Raw genomic sequence first — 17,622 nt, 5'->3', positions numbered from 1 at the left:
GCTACGCCTTCCTGGGCCGAAGCCCGACCTTCACCCCGCGGCCTTCCGGACCGTCCGGAACCTGTTCCTGCTCCATCGCGATCAGCTCGCAGCCGAGGCACCGATGGGTGTCGGTGACGTACGCGAACCGATCGCCTCCTTCTTGTTCGTCCCATTCCTGCGCGCGGGTTCCGCACGATTCGCACACAGACCTGGCGTAGGCGAGGTAGGCGACGGCCTTCGCGCGGTCGAGCGCCGTCCACCGGCCGTCCCCGGCTCCGGTGAACTGGGAGTGTGGGATGCCGTACGTGGAGCAGACCTCCATCTCCGCGCGGAATCCGGCATCAGAGATCAGCCTTTTCCCAGGTCGGCCCTGAGCGTCTGGTTGACCACCAGCGCGCTGGTGAACAAGGCCTTCGCCTCCGAGTCCGGCCAGGCATCGAGAAGTTCCTGAGCCTCTTGCTCGGTCATCCCCGCGACTTCGGTGCCGGTGTCGTCACGCTCGATGTGGCAGGCAGCGATCAGTGCCGCCGGGTAGGTCTCGATGTTGTATTCCATGCCCTGGTCGGCCTGGGCCTCCGTGGGCGGATGGTCGCGAAGGAGTTGCTCCCAGGCTGGTCGGGGCAGCGCGCGGAAGGTGAGGACCACCGTGGCGTCAGCCAGGGCATGTTCGGCGTCGTCGAGCTGGAGCTGCGCGGCGACGACTTCGGCCTGGGCGGTGATCCACTGCTCGCGTTCGGCTTCCGCCACGCCTTGCTCGACGGACGCCGAGCGGGCGGTGGTGCGGGCCTTGGCCAACTCCAACGCGGCGTCGGTGGCGTTCTTCTTCGCCTCGTCGTCATCACACAGCCTCAGGGCGCGCTCCGGCAGCTTCCTGGCCTTCAGCCGGGACATCTTCGCCGACCAGTGAGGGTCGCGGGCGACAGCAGCCGCCGGAGGTTCAGGGACCATCGCGGTCACGCGGTGCCGCCTCCGGTGCTCTTGGCCGGCACGGCGGCGTCGAGCGTGGGCTCCTCGGTGATGCCGAACGTCACCTTGAACTTCGCCGGTTCAGAGCCAGTGCTGTAGGAGGCACTGCGGCTGCCGACGCGGACAGGGAACACATCGAGCGACTTGGACGCCGGTACATCCCCCTTCCGCAGAATGACGATGAACCCGACAACCCCCTTGGACAGCAGCGTCTCGACGGTGTCGGTGACCTTGTCCTCGTAGAACGTGAGGCTGCTGTTGTCGGCCTTGTCCTCGCCCGGGATCGACGTCGCAAACGTCGATCCCATGTCGGGGGTGTCGATCGGGGTGTTCTCCAGCGACCACCCCTCAACGTCGGAGATGGTGCCCGACAAGTCGGTGGCGTTGGCTGCGGCCAACTCCGCTCGTGTGGGCACGTTGTCGTCGGCTGCGATCTTCTGGAGGAAATAGAAGAGGGTGGTCCCTCGGCGCATGAAGCGTTGCTGCGTGGCGGCCACGCGACTCTCACTCTCCGGGGACCAAGGCGGCCCCGGTGCACGGCAGGCCCGTCCCCAACAAATCAAGCTGGGAGTCGGCCCGTGCCGAGTGGCCGGGCGTCCGCGATGGGCCTCCGCGGTGAGGTTCTGCGGTCAGGCGACGAGGGTGGTGACCTCGATGGCGAACCGCTGAATGTAACTGTATACGCCGCTCGCAGCGGTCACGCCTTCCTCCTTGTCCAGCTCGCGGGACATCACCACGTACCCGGGAGGCGTGATCGGATGGGCGTAGCCGCGCGGGGTCTGGGCGAGCATCCCGATGCGCACCTTGTCCGCCATCCACTCGACTTGCTCGGCTGTGGTGGCCACCGACGTCACCTGGTACACGATCCGAGCATCGGCGCTGGCGTCTCCGAACGGGGGCCCGTCGCTGGTCGAGCCAACGGGGTACAGGACGCTGTACGGCACGGCCGCCCCTGTCGGAGTGCTGCTGGTGGTGGGTGCGGATCCGTATCCGCAGGATCGGCCCGTCGCGCTGCTGAGCATCGCTTGGACGGCGAGGCTGATGATCCGTCCGGATACGGCCATCAGTCGCCCACCGCCGCTTGCAGGGCCGCCAGGAAGGCCGGACGGATCTCTTCAACGGCCGGTCCCACGTGCGGGAATGGGGGCTGGTTGTAGATCCGGCCGAGGCTGTCGGCTCCAACGAACCCGTACTCCAGCCGCCGCCCCTGCGGCTTGTTCGTGCCGACGGTGGCTTGGACTGCCAGGCCGTTGCTGCTGATCTCGTGGGTCCAGGAGCGCCGGTAGTCGCCCGTCGGCGCGTTCGGGCCGGGACGCCCGCTGGCGTGGGCCTTAATCCTGGTCTCCAGCAGCATGGCGTGATGCTGCACCACACCGGCGACCGCGGGCAGGGCTGCTGCGGCGCGGGCGTTGATTCGGGCGGCGATCTGCGGGGCATTGGAGGTCGCGCCGCCCCGACGGCGCGAGCCTCCGGCCATCAGCTTCGCCCCTCTTCGGTGAACTCTCCCCGTGCCCACTGCTGGAGTTGCGCCAGGACTGCCTTGGTGAATCCGTGCTGTCCGCCGTCGAGATCCGGCCGCGCCAGTGCCGCCTTCTCCAGCAAGCTGGCATCGATGGCGCTCAGGAAGCGCGCTGCGGCCTCCCCTGGCTCGTATGGGACACCGACGGCGACGCGCGCGTACCCGTCGAAGGCGGGGACCGTTCGCCCCGAGGCGCACTGGATCACCAACTCAGCTGGCCCCCCGGCCTGTTGATGGAGGGTGTAGGCAGCGACCACCCGCGAGTAGTCGATGCCGTCGACCTCGATGGTCTTGCTGCCGTCCATAGCTATGCGGACTTGATGGGCTTCATCGGCCACACCATCAGTGATCTTCATGCATCGAGCGTAGGACTCTTGAAGGAAGTCCCAACTCGCGTCACGAGGGCGGTGTGATCTCGTCCAGGCGCGTCACTCGCACCAGCTCCACGGTCGACGCCTCCGCCGGGTCGAGGACCTGCCAGACGCGGCCGCCAGTGGCGGCGCTGCCCGAGTGGGCGACGGTCACTTCCACCCGGTCGTACCGGGCTGGAACCGGTGCGCTGAGGGGCGTCAGGAGTCGGTACCAGGAGACGGTGTCGTCGAGCCACTGCTTGCCCACGATGCCCTCGGCGGTGACTTGGCCGTGGCCCGACAGCAGGGCGCCAGGCCCTTCGTAGAGCACTTCCGCAGGAATCTCACCCAGGAGCCCGGTGGCCGGGTCAAGCTTCGGGGTGCCGATCGGCCGGGTGATGCGCACCGTGTCCAGGAGGAGCTTGGCCTCCAGCTGTTTCCGGATCTCCTCCGGGTCGATCACTGTGCTCACTTCGGGCCTCCGGTGGTCGCCTGGGTGTTCTGGTCCACCCATGTCGTGCGGACGACGGGCAGGGTGGAGGTCTCTCCGATGTCGAGCACCCGCCAGGTCCGCCCGGCCGCGGGCGCATCTCTGGACGCAAGGACAGTGACCTTGTCCTCCCTGGAGGCCACCGGGGCCGACAGCGGCGTGAGGAGCCGGTAGCGAGACGGGGTGTCGTTCACGTACGGCTGCCCGGCCAGGTGGAGCACCATGGACGGCCCGCCCGCCGGAAAGATCGCGCCAGGGCCCTCGTAGACGGTGACTGGTGGGCCAGGCTCGTATTGGCCGGTGTCCGGGTTGAATACCGGTTCCCCGGCTCGAAAGATCTTGACCGTGTCGGTGAGGATCTTCTTCTCGACGATCGCGCTGACGGCCTTCAGCGTCAGCCCCACGGCATTCTCACTCACGTGCTCGAAGGTATCGACACCCCCCTCAACTCCCCCGCGCGACGATTCGATCACATGACGTAGCCGACTTGATGTTGCGCAGAAAATCGAACACGCGCTCTAATTCAAGACATGGACAGCACCACCTTCCCCTCGGACCTCCTGGAGGCCCAGACGGCCTGGTACGTCACCTACAGGAACCTCGCAGCCTCTCCACCGGACGGTGACACCGCAGACCGCCGACGACTTCTCCGCCTGTCCCGGCTGATCGCAAGCCACCCGTACTGGCAGACTTCGGCCGGCACGCCAGCGGCGCGAGTTGCCCTCAAGGAGATGGCACGCCAGAGGGCCGGGTCATGAGCCTCACCGATCGCCAGCAGCAGATCGTGCGCGGTGCGCGGGAGTGGATCGCCGAACACGGGGAGGAACCCTCGCTGCGCGAACTCGCCGAAGCGGCTGGACTCGCTTCCGCCTCGTCGGCCCACTACCAAGTGCAGCGCCTCCGCAAGCTGGGGGTCGTGATCGAGACAAGAGGTCGGCCAAGTAGGCGCTGCCCTCACTGCGGAAAATGACGCCGTTGACGGTGTCCGATCTCAGCGAAGGTGGCGAATGTCCGCCTGGCGTAGCGAGTCCCTTAATGGCGCGAGTCCGCGCGGCGTGGCCAATCCAGGGTTGCTGGTGATCGGGGCTATTTGCATCTCCCCGCCCCTGAGCCCGGGGCGGGGCAGACCTGCTTGCCGGAGTTCCCCATGCGCCGGCCAAAATTCAGGCTTCGCCATTCGCCACTGCACTCACTCGCTTGGTCCAGCATTGCGTGCCACGTGGAGGGGCAGAAGACGAGGGTGCTGGTATGGACCCGGGTACCGTGTCACTTTTGGCTGCGGGAATCGGCGGCACTGCTGGTGTGCTCGGCGGTGCAGTCGGCGCCTTCCTGTCGTCCAGGTTCCAGCTAAAGATCGTTCGCGAGCAGTTGTCGCATGACCACCATAGGTGGCTTCGACAGGAGGGCTTGGCGTCCTACGCCTCCCTTCTCGCTGCATACCACTCGTTCACCACAGCTGTTAGCCCTGTGACCGGCCCGTCCCGGAAGAAGCTGAAGGATCATCTGCCTGAGATCAATAAGACGGAGTACGTGCTTGTGCAAGCTCAAGCACAGATCCGATTCGTGGGCACGGTCGAAACAGAGAAGGCTTCTCGGAAGTTGTGTGACGCGGTTGTACACGTGGCTGACACCCTCCGGAGGAAGGGAACATCCGTCGAGGTGGACGAGAGCGTCACGGCAGTTTGTGATGCGTACGACGCCTTCGTTACGGCTGTGAAGAGTGCGATTGCGCCGGCATAGATCCTCCATGTGCGTCCGCTTGCCATCGCTGATCACTGAGTCCTCGCTCCCCATGCTTCAACAACGCACGAACTGAGGCGAAGTGCAGCAGCCGATTTCAAGGCTGCGGCCGCAGTTGTGTGATTCGACAGTAGTCGCCCTCTACGGTGGCCTCATGGTTCGATTCAGCTCAGGCGGCGATGAGTACCCAGACTCCGGAGCCCAGCAGTCCTCACCCGAGGGGCGAGACGTACAGGCGCATGCCGGGGTTGCGGGGGCATCCGTCACGGCCGAATCCGCGTCTATTCAGACGACGACCCACCTCTGGCTGATCTGGGCGACCATCACTGTTGATCGAGGGATCGCGGCTCGCCGTGCCCGCCACGCGGCGCTTCTGGAAAGTGACAGCGCGGAGGTGTCTCGCTGCATGCGTCAGGAATTCGACGCATCGCTGGTCGCGGTAGCAGACGCAGTCCATGCTCTCGATGCCCTCTATGGGTCCACGGCCGTGCCCCAAACCACACGTGATACCTGGCGAGGCAAGGGTACGAAGCGGCACGGGAAGATCCGCGAGGCGCTGAAGTCCCTCTTCGAAACCGGTCCCGTCCAAACGAAATGGGTCACCGACTTTGAATGGCTGTTCGACCTCCGGGACGCTGCAGCTCACCCAAAGGAGAGTCCGCAAGAGACGGTGCCTCACCCTCTGGGCACTCACAGCGCCCCGACGTTCGTCGACTACTCAATGGAGTCGGCAATCAAAGCCTGCGAGATCACACTTGCGGTCCTGCGGCGGTGTACGGACAACCCTCGGTCCTCTCAACCGACCGCTCTAAAATGGGCCGCAGCTCACGAGCCGGACATCGCTGAACTGGAACGCCGCTGGACACAGGCGTAGGCCAATGAGGTTCACGGGATTCCGGTCAGTGCCATTTTCAAGGAGCCCCATCGACTGAGGTCGGGCAGGCGCCAACACATCTGGATTTGGGTGACGTGTGCCGCCCTTTAAACACCGGGTATCGCTCACGAGTGAACTGCCTGACGGTTGCCTTCAGTTGGCGAACTAGCTGTAGGTGAGGACGATTCGGCTGTCCTGCTTGATGATGACGTGGCCTGCCGGAAGGTCGGAATCCGATGCGGCGATGGGGTGCACGCTGAGGTGCGGAATCGCGATGCGGTCGGCTCCCCATGCGGTGACATGGGCTGTGAGCCGGTGGGCAAGTTCGGGGCCGTTGGGGCCGTAGCTGGCGGCGCCGAGGCGGGACGGGCGCTCGGCGTCCTGGTCATCACGTTCGGCGACGAGGTAGGCGAGGGAGTCTCCTGAGACGAGCGCCGGGCTGAGGCCGGGGATCGCGGGGCGGCGGATGCCGTTGGTCAGGGCTTGTTTCGTGGTCTGGATGCGGCAGACAGTGTCCTCGAAGGCTGTGGCGCGCAGCCAGATTCCGTCGAAGGACTCGGTCCGGCCGACGCGCACCGTGGTCCACAGGTCGGTGGCCGGGTTAGCGAGTGCCTTGTCGAGCAGGTAAGGCTCGATGGGCTGGTCCTGGTCGTGGTGGAGTCGGACGGTGCCGCCTGCCAGTTCGGTAGTGCGTTCGCCGTACTGGCCGATGATGGGCACGAATCCGCACAGTTGCATGCCGGTGGAGATGAGGGTGTCGCCGTGACGGGTGAGGGCGACGGACCGGGTCTGTCCGCGCCAGCGCAGCGGCAGGACGAGTCGACCGCCTTCGGCGAGCTGGTCGTGCAGGGTGCTGGGGATGTCCCAGAAGCCGACGGTGCCGATGATCCGGTCGTAGGGGCCGTGCTCGGGCGCTCCTGCCAGGCCGTCGCCGTGGATGACGCGGACGTGGTCGTGGCCTGTGTGGTTGAGGGCTCGTCGGGCATGCAGTGCGACATCCGGGTCGATGTCGATGGTGGTGACCGTGCCGGTGGGGCCGACGATCTCGGACAGCAAGGCCGCGTTGTAGCCGGTGCCCGCGCCGATCTCCAGGATGTTCTCCCCCGGCTGGGCGTACAGCTGGGCGAGCATCATCGCGACGGTGGAGGGGACAGAGGCGCAGGAGAGCGCGAGGGGCCCGTCGGGGTTGTCCTTGATCGTGACTGCGCGGTTGCTGTAGGCCGCGCTGGGGTCGAGGCCGGGCAGGTGCAGGTCGCGGCGTACGGTCCTCAGCGCGTGCTCAACGGAGGTCGGCAGCGGCTGCTGGGCGGTGATCTGGTCGACGAGTTGGTTCCGGAGGTCGTCGATGGAGGGCGTGTCGTCCACGAGGTCTCTTTCGTCTTCAGCCGAGGAGGAGGCAGGTGTCCCACCTGCCTGGTCCAACGCGGCGGGATGGGGTGAGGGTGTGCAGGCTGAGCAGGATGCCGTCGGCTCCGGTCAGGAGTCCGGCAGTCCGCGGCGGCGTGTCTTGATCCGCGTGGGCGGCCAGGGCTTCGTGTGCCGTGCGTCGGCAGCGGTGAAGCGTGCTGTCGGGTCCGGCGTCGGCGGCGGCGCGGTCGAGGGCCAGGCTGAGCCCGGCCCAGCCGTGGCAGACGGTGGCATCGGTGAGGCGGGCCAGCTGTTCGGGGTCGGCGGCGCAGGAAGCGAGGGCGTCTTCGGCGCGGCGCTGGGCCGGGGCCTCGTCGCTGGCGAGCGCGGCGAGTTGGAGGCTGCGGGCGATGCCCGGTGCGCCGTAGCACCATGAGGCCCGGCCCGAGTACGCACGTGCGGGCGGACCGGCCAGCCACGCCTCCAGGGTGAGGGTTTCGGGCCAGCAGGCACTGCCGGGGGCGGGCCGGGCCCAGTCGGTCAGGAGCTGGCAGGCCTGTTGCAGAGCCTGGTGGTGTCCGGGTACGTGATATCCGGCGCGGGCGCACAGGGCGAGCAGGGCGATGGGCCCGGAAACGCCGTGGGCCATGCCGAAGTTGCCATGCCCACCAGGCCAGTCCTCGGCGGGTCGGCCGGTGGGGCTGTCCGTCGTCCACCAACCGGGCATCCGGATTCCGTGGACAGTGACGGGCTGCTCGATGAGCCGGACCAGGTAGCCCAGCACGCCGTGGAGCAGGTCGGGCCGAGTGCCTCGATGCAGCAGGTAGGCGCCCAGCCCGGTGAGGCCGCTGATCAGGTCGTACTCCTGCATGCGCGGCGGTGTGCCGGTGTCCATGCGGTGCAGCGCGCCCGTCACGCGTGCGTCGATGAGCGGTGCGATCCGCTCGTCCAGGGTATCGAGCGCCGTCTGGTAGGCGGGGTGGCCCGCAGCGTGAAGGGCGTAGGCGACGGCGGGGGCGCCCCGGTACAGGCTGGCGTCCGCCTCGTTCACGGTGGCGGGCTGGCCCGCCATCTTCTTCGCGATCTGGTGGGCCGCGTCCCACTTGCCGCTGTCGCGGGCAAGGACGCCCTCATGCAGGGCGGTTCCCGCTAGGCCCTTCCCCAGGTCGTGGACGAGGTCACTCACGTCCGGCCTCGCCTGGTCGTGAGGGAGCGGGCTGCCTGCCGGGCGGCGTGGCGGCATGCTGCCTCGGCTTCCCGGCCTGGGCCCATGAGGCGGTTGTGGTGCATGTGAAGGAGGGATTCCAGTACTGCGACCGCTCGGTCGTTGGTGAGGTGGGTTCGGTAGGCGGCCAGGAGGTTGCGGCGCTGTGCCCAGAGGTCATCGAGCTGGACAGTCAAACCGAGGCATTTTGGGAGGCCGCCGTCACGGACGAGCTGGAGGGTCTGGCGGGTCACCGTGGGATCGGCGCTTCCGCGGGCGGGTGTGGTGGCCATCCACTGTGTTCCGGCGTCCTGGCCAAGGAGTCCACGGGCGATGTCGAGCATGCCCAGGGCGCACAGCACGTGTCGGTCGAGCCCGAGATCGGTGAGGGTTTGGCGCACCGCAGTGCTGTCCGCGACGAATACGTCCTCGGCGGCGGCCAGGGCCTGGTCGGTGCCGTAGCGGCCGGACTCGGGTCGGTAGCCGTCGAAGAGGAGTCGCGCGGCGAGCGCGTCCGTTTGCAGGTGGGCTGCCCACCGAGCGAGTGCCTGCGTGGTCTCAGCGTGCCGGGCCGGTCCTTGGACGGCGATCCGGAGCCGGAGGTGGTCTTCTTCCTGCGGGGTGCGGTAGCGCACGAACCAACACCGTGGGGCGCCGAGTTCATGTAGGAGGCTGGGTAGGCGGCGGGTGAGGATCTGGTCCATGGCGTTCGGGTGGGTGAACAGCTTGGCCTGGACCCAAGGCTGCTCGGTGTCGCCGGGGTTGGGCAGCATCTGATTGGTGACGACGGGGGCAGAGCCGAGGTCCGGGTGGGGCTGGGGCGGCCGGATGGAGGTAAGGGGCACGGTGAACTCGTGGGCGTGGCCGATCCAGCCCAGTGCATCGTCGGCCGGTGTCTCCAGCAGTTCGGCATGCGGGTGCCGCTGGAGGTGGCGGTGCAGTAATCGTGCGTGCAGGGCCTCCCGTAGGTCCAGGCGCAAGGTGCGGTCGTCGTCGCGCAGGTCGACCATCGACGGGCACTTCCAGGTCCGCGTCCACTCCTCCAACCCCGCGCGCCACTCCACCCGGTAGGGGCCGGCGGGAAGGGCACGGGCGCTCAAGCGCCACCGCGCGGGAGACAGGACGGTCTTGCGGTAGCGGACTCGGGGCAGGTACGGCAGCCCGCTCGCGGCTGGTCCCCAGTCGAAGTGCGTCCAGGCAGTGGCGAATCCGCGCCCTATGAGGGCGATGAACCGTGCCAGGGGCGGCGCCTGCTTCTCCAGCGCGAGAGGGTGTAGGACGACTGGCTCGACGATGCGTCGCCGGGAGAGGCTGACCAGGTGCAGACGGCGGCTGGTGGACAGGACCGCAAGGTCGTCGACGGGGATGATGTGGGCTTGTGAAGCGCAATGCTCTCCGACGGAGATCACGTGCGGCACGAGGGCGGGAGTACGGGCCACGTTCTCGGCGTGCGGATAGGTCGGAGCGAAGGAGAGCTGGGCGAGCAGTGCTCCGTCCACCAGGGTGGGCAGCTTCTCGTACGTGGCAGCCAGGGCGCTGTCGTTGAGGAGGGAAGCGAAGCGGCCGGTGAGCGTGCCCGTGCTCCAGGCGGGCCGGACGGCGAGAGTGAACTCCCCACGGTCAAGGGCCTGCGAGCTCGGCGCGTGCACGCGTATGCCCATCTCCATGTGCGGAGCGATCGCGGTGTCCTCGGACGAAGGTCCGCAGAGGTCGTCGAGATCGTCTTCGGTGAGCTGGACCTCGCGCGAGCCTGCGACCGCGGCCTGCCACGCCTTGGCCATCAGCAGTTCGTCACGCGGCAGCGATCTGGCGGGCGGCTGCGGCCACAGCGACATCGGAAAGTCGGCAGGTAGCCCCGCCCCCGCCGCGAGGTCGACAGCGTCCCGTACGGGCACCAGGCTTCCGGCACCGTACCGTTCCCAGAACAGCGTGTGGTAGGCGGACCACACGGGCCGCTCTCCCTGGTTCCGTGTCAGGCGCAGCAAGGCATCGGCCGCTAACTCTGCTTCGTCCAGGACATGTTCGGGAATCTGCACGGCGGCATCAAGGCATAGGTCGACGCTGAGGCGGACGCGGCCCTGGTCGTTGATGCCGGACATCCGGTCCTCGGCTGTCCGCCGCAGCATCGCCGCGGTGGTGGGCTTCGGTGTCGTGTTGTGATCGGTGAGGAGCTGGTGGATGGCGTCGAGTTCCCGCAAGACCTCGACGGTCTCGACATCCAGGTCCGCGGCCACGGGCAGCAGCGCGCCCACGAGATGACCTAAGGGGTCGGTGTCGGTCACAGGTGCGGCCAGTGAGCTGGTCAGCAGCCCCACATCGAGCGCGCTGGTGATCAACTGCTGGATCAGTTCGGCTGTTGCGCCCCTGGGGGTCAGCTGCTCGGCGATCTCAGCACACCGCGCGGGGTTCACGGCGGCGTCGAGGACGGCTTGCAGGGGCCGGGTCAAGCGAACCTTTGCCCTACGACCGCCGGGAAGGGGCCGCTCCAAATCGTCTCCGAGCCGCACCACGAGGTCGCTGACCTGCACCCGCAGGTGAGGCACGACGTCATGGCGGCCTTGGAGGTCACGGCGAACGCGGTCGAGCCACAGCGTGTCGGGGCGCGCGAGCACCCGGTGTGCGGAGCCGATCCGAGCCTGGGCCGGGCCGCACGATGCCGTGGTCACGCCTGCGAAGAGCCCGAAGGGCGTCGGGCGGCCGGTCGCCCGTAACAGGTATCTGGCGACCGCGTTGGTCGCCTTGTGCACCTTCCTGGGCAGCGTTGCTTCACTCGTGATCGCCGCTTCAACAGCGAAGGCCAGTTGGGGAGATGCGGCGCGCACCGCCTCAGCGAAGGCGGCCTGCGACCACACCTCAGTCAGCCACTGTCGGCACTCCGCCGTATCCTCGCCCGATGGCCAGCACGTGTGCTGCATCTCGGCCGGAAGGACTGTCGCGCGCAGGAGGAGGGCGTCTCCGCGCTGAAGTAGGCGACTGCGCTTCATCGCTGGCTCCTGATCTGCTGGGCCTGTGCGGGCCGGCAGCGCCGACCCGCACAGAACGGGGCTGAGGATTAGCTGGTGCAGGACGAGTCACAGGTTGACTCGCACCCGTCACTGGTGTCGCACTCGTCCGACGCTGCGATGCGGGGTGTGTCGGTGATGGTGATGTCCAACTCCCACTCCTCCGTTGCGAACGGCACCGTTTCTATGAGCGTGTCCATCCAGCACCTCCGGGGCTAGCGGTCCGTCCGCACCGCGCGCGGACGAGGGAGCGCGGGGCTCCCGCACTCGGCTGCCGTGCTGCGTGCAGCCGACTGCGCAAGCACCGCATGAAGCCCTCGTGACGACCGGATTCGGCGAGGTTCAGGCTTGCAGGGGCGAACCGATCGCGAAAGGCCACCCGCCCGTGCCGCATCCGTGGTCACCGGTGCACGGCCGGATCAAGGGACGGCCGTGCACCGGGAGCTGGCGGTCCTCCGTCAGGCGGTGAGTTCCAGGTCGGGCGAGAGGGCCTGGTGCAGCTTCGCGCGGCTGAAGGTGGCGACGACGGGCGCGTGGTCGGAGGCGTGCCGTACGTCCTCGGTGTTGATGACCTCCAGCTTCATCAGGGCCTTGGCGACCTGCGGGGTGGCGTAGAGGCGGTCGATGCGCCGCATGGGTCCTTGGTCCTTTCGCCACAAGGAGGCCGTGGGCGCGAGGGGGTTGTTGTACTGCTGGCCCAGTTCGGTGGCGGCGTAGTGCCCCAGTTCCCGGAAGACGGGTGGCTGTCCGTTGTGCTGGCCCGACAGGATCTCGTCCGGGCGGGTGTCGGAGACCAGGCGGCCGTCGCGTTCGAGCGTGCGGTGCGCGACGTAGGAGCGGTCGGTGATGGTCGACCAGTCGGGCATCGGGGCCGTCTCCATGCGGGTGTGCGGGAAGGAGTTGCCGTCGCCGCCGGAGATGGTGGCCATGCCGGGCTTGCCCAGCGTGGTGAGCCGCTTCGCCTCGCTGGCCCGTTGCTGGGGGTCGAAGGAACACAGATGGAACGAGGCGACGCTGAGGTTGGTGGTGGTGCCCTTGAGGCGGACGACCGGGTTGCAGACCGGGTGCCACATGCCGGTGACGTGCTCGTAGTACTCGACCACGTCGAAGAAGCGCGGGTCGACGTAGACGCCGGTGGGGTTCGCGGACTCCGGGGTGGCGGTGGCCAGGAACGGAATCATTCCGCCGAGTTGTGCGGCCTCGGCCCAGACCGTGCGGGCGCCGTACATGTGCGCGCGGGTCAGTTCCTGGCGGAGCAGCAGGTGTGGCTTGAGGTCGGCGAGGACGTGCATGGCGGTGTGCCAGCGGGTGTCGTCGCCGTTGCGGTCGATGCCGTTGTGCTCGAGGTTCCAGGTGACGACGCGGATCACGTCGTCCTTGACCGTCGGGCTGGGCATCCGGGCCGTGGTCATGCGGCGATCCTCCTGAGATCAGAGTGGGTGTCGTCCTCGTCGTGCTCGTCGCGGACCGCCGTGTTCTGCGGGTCGCGGGCGTAGCGGTGGCGCAGGTGCTGCAGCGCGGTCGCGGCTGGCCGTAGGCCGACTCCGGCACGGCGGGCATCGAGCCGGGTCGGGTCCCGCACCGGCAGGGCCTCGATGCCGTGGGGGCCGAGCTGGTACTGGGTGCCGTAGGTCTGCTCCTGGCCGGAGCGGATCGCGCACCGGTCGTGCAGGTGTGCCCACTGCTGAGGGGTCGCCTGGCCCTTCTCGGCGGCCGCGTGGAGCAGGCGCAGGGCAGCGGTCTGAAGGTCGGGGAGGTGGTCGGCGTGCAGGATGATCCACCAGGCCGCCTCGGCCGCCTCCTTGCCGACGAGGTCGGCGCCGGGCCAGCCGTGGTCGGCGAGGATCCGGCGCAGGACCTGAGCGGTGGCGTGTTCGAGATGCTGGCCCCGGCCGATGGCGTCCGCAGTGAGCAGTCCACGGGTGAGCCGGGCGCGATGGGAGCGTGCCTGCTCTGCGCGGTCGAGGAGGTCGCGGGCCAGGTCCGGCCGGGCCGGTATCGGGCTCACGCCGGCTCCGGGTGGCTTTCCAGGGCGTCGGCCAGACGCCGCGCGGTCGCGACGGGGATGGAGCCCAGCGCGAGCAAGGCTTCGGCGTTGCAGTGCAGGCAGTCCGGATGGAACTGCGGATCCAGGAAGCCGCCCCGCGTGGCCTGTTTGAAGGCTTTGCACAGTCGGGCGATGAGGAGCTGGGCTTCGGGCCAGTAGGAGAGTTCCACGTCCGGGTCCGGGAGCGGGCCGCCGAGCAGGCCGGTCAGGCGGTCCGCGGCGGCGAGGGGCAACTGCCCGAGTTCGATCCGACCATGGCGCACGTACGGGTCAGGGATATCGAGCGCGCGGGCGTGGAAGGCGGCTCGGAGTCTTTCGCTGGCGCGGAGGGCCTGCTTGATGCTGCGGCGGATCAGGCGGGTCAACTCGTCCGCGGTCTCCGGTGCCACCCACCCGATGTCCACCTGTCCGGGGCGCTCCGTGCTGGGCAGGGCTGAGAGGCTGAGGCCCGCGGCGGTACATGCGTTGTGCAGGTCGAGCGAGGCGGTGGACGCGGCCCGGCGGGCGTCAGGACGGGCGTGGGGGCCTAAGCGGTCGGTGAGCGAGGTGATGTTGGCGGTCACAAGATCTCCAGAGCCTTGGTGCAGGGTTCACATGGGCGCGGTGTCAGGGGCGTTGGGTCCAGAAGACGATCGGCGGCAGCCCGAAGTGGTCGGCCTCCCGGCAGACGGCGAGGAGGGGCAGCACGGAGACGGGGCGGATAGCCCACGCCCACGTCCCCATGGGCGTGTTCAGTTCGAAGGAGACGGGGAATTGCCTGCGCAGCTCACGCAGAATCGCGTCGGCGCACATCCGGTCCTCCAGCCAGGCCTGGGCCTGACTGGACGACGCGCTGTCCACCACGGCCAGGTCGCGGATCTCCGCCCTGAGCCAGCTCAGCGCCACCTGCGGATGTGGCGTGGTGACGCCGCTGGGCGGGAGCGGCTCAACAGCGGCCCCTGGCACGACCGACCGCTCTGGTGTGCGAGGGCGTACGTCGAGGTGGCACCAGTAGGCGCGCGCGAGCGGCCGCCTCATGGCTTGCTCCCGTCCGGACTGTGGGGAGTGAAGGCCAACGGAGGCGAGCCGTCGAGACGGTCGAGGAGGTTCAGGACGAGGAGAGCCAGACGTCGCGCGATCCCGGCATCAGGGACGGCCCCGGCTCGGGTTCGCTCCAAGTGGAGGTCAGCGGCGAACCTGACCTGTAAGACCAGGTAGTCGTCGGGACACCGGTGACTGCGCTGGAGTTCGTCGCCGAGCAGGCCCCATGCGCACTCACCAAGCAGGCGCACGTACCGCTCTGCCTCCACCGCCGACAGTGGCACCGCGTCGTCGAGAATCCGGTCCAGCACGTCGAGGACGTCGTCGGTGAGCAGCGACGCCCATAACGCTCCCCGTACCCGCTGCGCGAGATCGGGCGGCACCGGGCGAGCGGGCTCAATCTCCCGCCCTGCGAAGTCGGTTCCAGCACGCAGGGGAAAGTCGGGTACGAAGGTCATCCGTCGGCTCCCTCACGCGGAGAGCGTGGGTAGAAGATGACCCACACGTTCTTTCCGGAGGCCGTTGGGGCTGCGCCCCAGGCGTCGGCGGTCGAGGCGATCAGGAGCATCCCGCGACCGTCTTCGGCGTCCAGATCGATCTCGCGAACGACGGGCATGCCCTTGCAGTCGTCGCTCACCACGATCCGAACCGAAGCCGATGAGGACTCCAACAGGAGCTCGCAGTCTCCTGAGCAGGTGTGCCGGGCGACGTTGGCCAGTAACTCTGTGACGCACAGCAGCGCCGGATGCGCCACTTCGCCCCAGCCCCAATACCGAAGCAGTGCCGCCGAGATGCGGCGCACCCGTCCGATCTGCACGGGATCTGCGGTGAGTTGCTGCTGGTAGTGCGTTCCTGTCCGTGCCATGACGGCCATGGCTCCTCCATGCGCCTTGAGCAGCGCAAACGAATGGCCGACGCTCCGTGACTCCCCAAGCGCCTTCAGTGATGACCAACAGGGTGGACCCACCTATGATGGATTCGCAACCTATTCGCGCTCCAAAGTTGCAAGTCCGCAAGAAGAGTCCTAACTCGCTGGCATATGACGACTGTTGGAGGGGACGTGGCCTCGTACGACACACTGGTGCCCGACCTGCACAGAAGGGGGGCCACGTTGTCCAGTCGCCCACGTCATCCGCAACCGACCGTCCGGCGCCGCAGGCTCGGCAGCGAGCTGAAACGCCTGCGCGAGGCCGCCAAGATCAGCATGGACCAGGCCGCCGAGCGGATCGGCGGCGACAAGTCGAAGATCAGCAGGCAGGAGAACGGAAGGCAAGGCGTCACCAAGCTGGAGATCGAGGCGCTTCTGGACCTCTACCGCGTCTCGGACAGCAAGCTGAAGACCGCCCTCGTCACCCTCGCTCGTGAGGGCCGACGCAAGAACTGGTGGGCACCGTTCAGCGACATACTCGACGAGCGGTTCCAGGAGCACCTCAGCATCGAGGCCGACGCGGGACGAATGCTTCTGTTCCAGCCGTTGCTGGTTCCTGGCCTGCTCCAGACACGCGAGTATGCCGAGGTCTCCATCCGCGGTGACGAGGATTCCCACTCCGACGAGCAGGTCGAGTCACACGTCTCCGTGCGGATGGGACGCCAGGAGATCCTGCAGCGCGACAGCCCGCCCCAGTTGGTCTGCATCCTCGACGAGGCGGTCATCCGGCGCGTAGTCGGGAGCCCCAAGGTCATGGCCGATCAGCTGCGCAAGCTGATCGAGGTGAACAACCCGCCGCGCCTCTCCATCCAGATCATCCCCTTCTCCCAGGGGTGCCACGCTGGACTCGATGGCGCGTTCAGCGTCTACTCGTACCCAGATCCCATGGACCTGGACGTTGTGAGCCTGGGATACCTCGACGGTCTCATCTATCTGGAGGAAGATGGTCCTGTTGAGCGGTACAAGCTCGCGTTTGACCAGCTCCGATCAAGCGCCCTACCGTCACGGCAGTCCATGGATCTGATCGCGAAAGCGGCCAGAAGTCTGACCAGTTAGAGGCAGGTACACCAGATGATGCGGCACGACCTTCCTGCGGAAGGGTGGCGGAAGTCCTCTTACAGCCCCGACAACGGGCCGAACTGCGTCGAGTACCAGGTAACCGACGGGGGTCGTATCGCCGCGGGCGACAGCAAGAACCGCCACCTGGGAGCCCACACCTTCGCTCCGACCGTGTGGCAGCAGTTCGTCACGGCCGTCGCCGAAGGCCAGATCTAAGGCCCACCGAACGGCGCCGCCTAGATGCTCAACGTCGAGCCCTTGCCCACCCTCCCGGTGGGCAAGGGCTCCTCTATGTCGGGTCGAGGGCCGAAGGAGCGTCGGCACCGCGGATGGCTGATGGGCCACTCGGCGGCTTCCTCGACGCTGCGCAGCGTGCCGGTCGCCTTGTCGGGGTCCTGGTGCGAGGTCCAGCCGCAGTCCCCGCCGTCGTAGACCTCGACCTGGCGCACGCCGGCCTGACGGGCCCGGTTAAGGGTTCCGGCGTTGTAGGCGACGGCGGACTTCGTCAGCGTCGCTGCCTCCGCCCAGACGCGCACTGGGACGCGGGCGCCATTGCGGTAGACGACGTGCGTCAGGCCGTACCGCTCGGCGAGCTTGTCCGCGAGGTTCTTCGCGGCCTGCTTGCCGGTCATGTTGCCCGCGGCGAGCAGGGGCATTTCCTCACGGGCGGCCTTGCGGACGGCCCTGTAGACCTGGTGGGCCATGCGTTCGGCTTCCTGGGAGCGGCGCAGGAAGTCGGCGTAGGAGTCGGCGGCGAGCGACTGGAGCGCATCTCGGTGGAATGTGGTCCACGCGAACGTTGTTCCCAGGGTTTCGGCGGCTGCGCGGGCGCCTTCCTCATACAGATGCGGGAGTTGGCGGCGCACGAACTGCCGGGCCTCGTCGTCCACGCGGCGCCGGAACGCGCGGATCGCCTCCTTGAACTCGTCCAAGGTCGCGGCGACATGAGCTCTGCGGGGGTTGCGGGCGAGCTGCTGGAGGATGGCTCGCTGCTGGGCATCAAGTCGCGACCAGGCGTCGTCGAGCACGGCGGCGACCCGGCGCGCGATCTCCTCAGGGTCGCCCGGAACCAACGGCGGCCACTCGTACGGCAT

At 67.9% G+C, this 17,622-nt stretch carries 24 protein-coding genes; 5 read left to right on the top strand and 19 right to left on the bottom strand.

Annotation, left to right across the window (positions count from 1 at the left end):
* Position 1: 1 nt before the first annotated feature.
* The 8 genes from QUY26_RS27355 to QUY26_RS27320 all read right to left on the bottom strand — a co-directional run bounded on the left by QUY26_RS27355 (position 2) and on the right by QUY26_RS27320 (position 3,726).
* A complete protein-coding gene (locus tag QUY26_RS27355) occupies positions 2–304 on the bottom strand; it encodes a hypothetical protein (protein ID WP_289951159.1) in 303 nt (100 codons plus the stop codon).
* 26 nt (positions 305–330) lie between these two features.
* Positions 331–939, bottom strand: coding sequence for a hypothetical protein (locus tag QUY26_RS27350; RefSeq protein WP_289951158.1), 609 nt, complete (start codon positions 937–939; stop codon positions 331–333).
* A complete protein-coding gene (locus QUY26_RS27345) occupies positions 936–1,445 on the bottom strand; it encodes a hypothetical protein (protein WP_289951157.1) in 510 nt (169 codons plus the stop codon). Before QUY26_RS27345 ends, QUY26_RS27350 begins: the two co-directional genes overlap by 4 nt.
* Before the next feature lie 132 nt (positions 1,446–1,577).
* Positions 1,578–2,012 (bottom strand): hypothetical protein, encoded by a 435-nt coding sequence (locus QUY26_RS27340; protein WP_289951156.1) that lies wholly within the window; start codon positions 2,010–2,012, stop codon positions 1,578–1,580.
* Positions 2,012–2,425 (bottom strand): hypothetical protein, encoded by a 414-nt coding sequence (locus tag QUY26_RS27335; protein ID WP_289951153.1) that lies wholly within the window; start codon positions 2,423–2,425, stop codon positions 2,012–2,014. Before QUY26_RS27335 ends, QUY26_RS27340 begins: the two co-directional genes overlap by 1 nt.
* The gene (locus QUY26_RS27330; protein ID WP_289951152.1) at positions 2,425–2,823 is read right to left on the bottom strand and encodes a hypothetical protein; all 399 of its coding nucleotides are present in this window, start codon (positions 2,821–2,823) and stop codon (positions 2,425–2,427) included. Before QUY26_RS27330 ends, QUY26_RS27335 begins: the two co-directional genes overlap by 1 nt.
* A 40-nt stretch (positions 2,824–2,863) precedes the next feature.
* Complete coding sequence (locus QUY26_RS27325; RefSeq protein ID WP_289951150.1) at positions 2,864–3,289, bottom strand: DUF6093 family protein; 426 nt, start codon at positions 3,287–3,289, stop codon at positions 2,864–2,866.
* Positions 3,286–3,726 (bottom strand): DUF6093 family protein, encoded by a 441-nt coding sequence (locus QUY26_RS27320; RefSeq protein WP_289951148.1) that lies wholly within the window; start codon positions 3,724–3,726, stop codon positions 3,286–3,288. Before QUY26_RS27320 ends, QUY26_RS27325 begins: the two co-directional genes overlap by 4 nt.
* 335 nt (positions 3,727–4,061) lie before the next feature.
* Here QUY26_RS27320 and QUY26_RS27310 point away from each other — a divergent pair, with 335 nt between their 5' ends.
* From QUY26_RS27310 to QUY26_RS27300, 3 genes are all read left to right on the top strand, one after another.
* On the top strand, positions 4,062–4,277 hold the full coding sequence (locus QUY26_RS27310) for a helix-turn-helix domain-containing protein (RefSeq protein ID WP_289951144.1): 216 nt from the start codon (positions 4,062–4,064) through the stop codon (positions 4,275–4,277).
* 278 nt (positions 4,278–4,555) lie between these two features.
* Positions 4,556–5,047, top strand: a complete 492-nt coding sequence (locus tag QUY26_RS27305) for a hypothetical protein (protein ID WP_289951142.1) — start codon at positions 4,556–4,558, stop codon at positions 5,045–5,047.
* 154 nt (positions 5,048–5,201) lie between these two features.
* Positions 5,202–5,921, top strand: a complete 720-nt coding sequence (locus QUY26_RS27300; RefSeq protein WP_289951140.1) for a hypothetical protein — start codon at positions 5,202–5,204, stop codon at positions 5,919–5,921.
* Between the two features lie 165 nt (positions 5,922–6,086).
* Here the strand turns inward: QUY26_RS27300 and fxlM are convergent, their stop codons facing one another.
* The 10 genes from fxlM to QUY26_RS27255 all read right to left on the bottom strand — a co-directional run bounded on the left by fxlM (position 6,087) and on the right by QUY26_RS27255 (position 15,415).
* Positions 6,087–7,286 carry a methyltransferase, FxLD system gene (fxlM, locus tag QUY26_RS27295; RefSeq protein WP_289951138.1) on the bottom strand — a complete coding sequence of 400 codons (1,200 nt, stop codon included), beginning with the start codon at positions 7,284–7,286 and terminating at the stop codon, positions 6,087–6,089.
* A gap of 16 nt (positions 7,287–7,302) precedes the next feature.
* Positions 7,303–8,454, bottom strand: coding sequence for a lanthionine synthetase C family protein (locus QUY26_RS27290; RefSeq protein WP_289951136.1), 1,152 nt, complete (start codon positions 8,452–8,454; stop codon positions 7,303–7,305).
* Positions 8,451–11,456 carry a lantibiotic dehydratase gene (locus tag QUY26_RS27285; RefSeq protein ID WP_289951134.1) on the bottom strand — a complete coding sequence of 1,002 codons (3,006 nt, stop codon included), beginning with the start codon at positions 11,454–11,456 and terminating at the stop codon, positions 8,451–8,453. Before QUY26_RS27285 ends, QUY26_RS27290 begins: the two co-directional genes overlap by 4 nt.
* A gap of 68 nt (positions 11,457–11,524) precedes the next feature.
* Positions 11,525–11,674, bottom strand: coding sequence for an FxLD family lanthipeptide (locus QUY26_RS40965; protein ID WP_354670708.1), 150 nt, complete (start codon positions 11,672–11,674; stop codon positions 11,525–11,527).
* Between the two features lie 258 nt (positions 11,675–11,932).
* Positions 11,933–12,886, bottom strand: coding sequence for an endonuclease/exonuclease/phosphatase family protein (locus tag QUY26_RS27280; protein WP_289951132.1), 954 nt, complete (start codon positions 12,884–12,886; stop codon positions 11,933–11,935).
* Positions 12,883–13,482, bottom strand: coding sequence for a DUF6624 domain-containing protein (locus QUY26_RS27275; protein ID WP_289951130.1), 600 nt, complete (start codon positions 13,480–13,482; stop codon positions 12,883–12,885). Before QUY26_RS27275 ends, QUY26_RS27280 begins: the two co-directional genes overlap by 4 nt.
* Entirely contained in the window at positions 13,479–14,084 is a 606-nt protein-coding gene (locus QUY26_RS27270) for a hypothetical protein (RefSeq protein ID WP_289951128.1), read from the bottom strand. The genes QUY26_RS27275 and QUY26_RS27270 overlap by 4 nt, the downstream gene beginning before the upstream one ends.
* 43 nt (positions 14,085–14,127) lie before the next feature.
* A complete protein-coding gene (locus QUY26_RS27265; RefSeq protein ID WP_289951127.1) occupies positions 14,128–14,538 on the bottom strand; it encodes a hypothetical protein in 411 nt (136 codons plus the stop codon).
* Positions 14,535–14,999, bottom strand: a complete 465-nt coding sequence (locus tag QUY26_RS27260; RefSeq protein WP_289951125.1) for a hypothetical protein — start codon at positions 14,997–14,999, stop codon at positions 14,535–14,537. Before QUY26_RS27260 ends, QUY26_RS27265 begins: the two co-directional genes overlap by 4 nt.
* Complete coding sequence (locus QUY26_RS27255) at positions 14,996–15,415, bottom strand: ATP-binding protein (RefSeq protein ID WP_289951124.1); 420 nt, start codon at positions 15,413–15,415, stop codon at positions 14,996–14,998. Before QUY26_RS27255 ends, QUY26_RS27260 begins: the two co-directional genes overlap by 4 nt.
* 186 nt (positions 15,416–15,601) lie before the next feature.
* On the opposite strand from QUY26_RS27255, the gene QUY26_RS27250 reads away from it, so the two are divergent.
* Together QUY26_RS27250 and QUY26_RS27245 are read left to right on the top strand one after the other, a co-directional pair.
* Complete coding sequence (locus QUY26_RS27250; protein WP_289951122.1) at positions 15,602–16,525, top strand: helix-turn-helix domain-containing protein; 924 nt, start codon at positions 15,602–15,604, stop codon at positions 16,523–16,525.
* 15 nt (positions 16,526–16,540) lie between these two features.
* Entirely contained in the window at positions 16,541–16,744 is a 204-nt protein-coding gene (locus tag QUY26_RS27245; RefSeq protein WP_289951120.1) for a DUF397 domain-containing protein, read from the top strand.
* A 20-nt stretch (positions 16,745–16,764) separates the two neighbouring features.
* Here the strand turns inward: QUY26_RS27245 and QUY26_RS27240 are convergent, their stop codons facing one another.
* Positions 16,765–17,622, bottom strand: coding sequence for a phage minor capsid protein (locus QUY26_RS27240; RefSeq protein WP_289951119.1), 858 nt, complete (start codon positions 17,620–17,622; stop codon positions 16,765–16,767).

Origin of the sequence: Streptomyces flavofungini (assembly GCF_030388665.1) — a bacterium.
Classification (GTDB): domain Bacteria; phylum Actinomycetota; class Actinomycetes; order Streptomycetales; family Streptomycetaceae; genus Streptomyces; species Streptomyces flavofungini_A.
The sequence above is the reverse complement of the archived record's forward strand: the minus strand, read 5'-3'. Positions and strand labels throughout refer to the sequence as shown.

Bases quoted from the DNA above. Each gene is read 5' to 3' on its own strand.
- QUY26_RS27355 (WP_289951159.1), bottom strand. From the start codon at position 304: ATGGAGGTCTGCTCCACGTACGGCATCCCACACTCCCAGTTCACCGGA.
- QUY26_RS27340 (WP_289951156.1), bottom strand. From the start codon at position 2,012: ATGGCCGTATCCGGACGGATCATCAGCCTCGCCGTCCAAGCGATGCTC.
- QUY26_RS27335 (WP_289951153.1), bottom strand. From the start codon at position 2,425: ATGGCCGGAGGCTCGCGCCGTCGGGGCGGCGCGACCTCCAATGCCCCG.
- QUY26_RS27330 (WP_289951152.1), bottom strand. From the start codon at position 2,823: ATGAAGATCACTGATGGTGTGGCCGATGAAGCCCATCAAGTCCGCATA.
- QUY26_RS27310 (WP_289951144.1), top strand. From the start codon at position 4,062: ATGAGCCTCACCGATCGCCAGCAGCAGATCGTGCGCGGTGCGCGGGAG.
- QUY26_RS27305 (WP_289951142.1), top strand. From the start codon at position 4,556: ATGGACCCGGGTACCGTGTCACTTTTGGCTGCGGGAATCGGCGGCACT.
- QUY26_RS27300 (WP_289951140.1), top strand. From the start codon at position 5,202: ATGGTTCGATTCAGCTCAGGCGGCGATGAGTACCCAGACTCCGGAGCC.
- QUY26_RS27285 (WP_289951134.1), bottom strand. From the start codon at position 11,456: ATGAAGCGCAGTCGCCTACTTCAGCGCGGAGACGCCCTCCTCCTGCGC.
- QUY26_RS40965 (WP_354670708.1), bottom strand. From the start codon at position 11,674: ATGGACACGCTCATAGAAACGGTGCCGTTCGCAACGGAGGAGTGGGAG.
- QUY26_RS27280 (WP_289951132.1), bottom strand. From the start codon at position 12,886: ATGACCACGGCCCGGATGCCCAGCCCGACGGTCAAGGACGACGTGATC.
- QUY26_RS27265 (WP_289951127.1), bottom strand. From the start codon at position 14,538: ATGAGGCGGCCGCTCGCGCGCGCCTACTGGTGCCACCTCGACGTACGC.
- QUY26_RS27260 (WP_289951125.1), bottom strand. From the start codon at position 14,999: ATGACCTTCGTACCCGACTTTCCCCTGCGTGCTGGAACCGACTTCGCA.
- QUY26_RS27255 (WP_289951124.1), bottom strand. From the start codon at position 15,415: ATGGCCGTCATGGCACGGACAGGAACGCACTACCAGCAGCAACTCACC.
- QUY26_RS27245 (WP_289951120.1), top strand. From the start codon at position 16,541: ATGATGCGGCACGACCTTCCTGCGGAAGGGTGGCGGAAGTCCTCTTAC.
- QUY26_RS27240 (WP_289951119.1), bottom strand. From the start codon at position 17,622: ATGCCGTACGAGTGGCCGCCGTTGGTTCCGGGCGACCCTGAGGAGATC.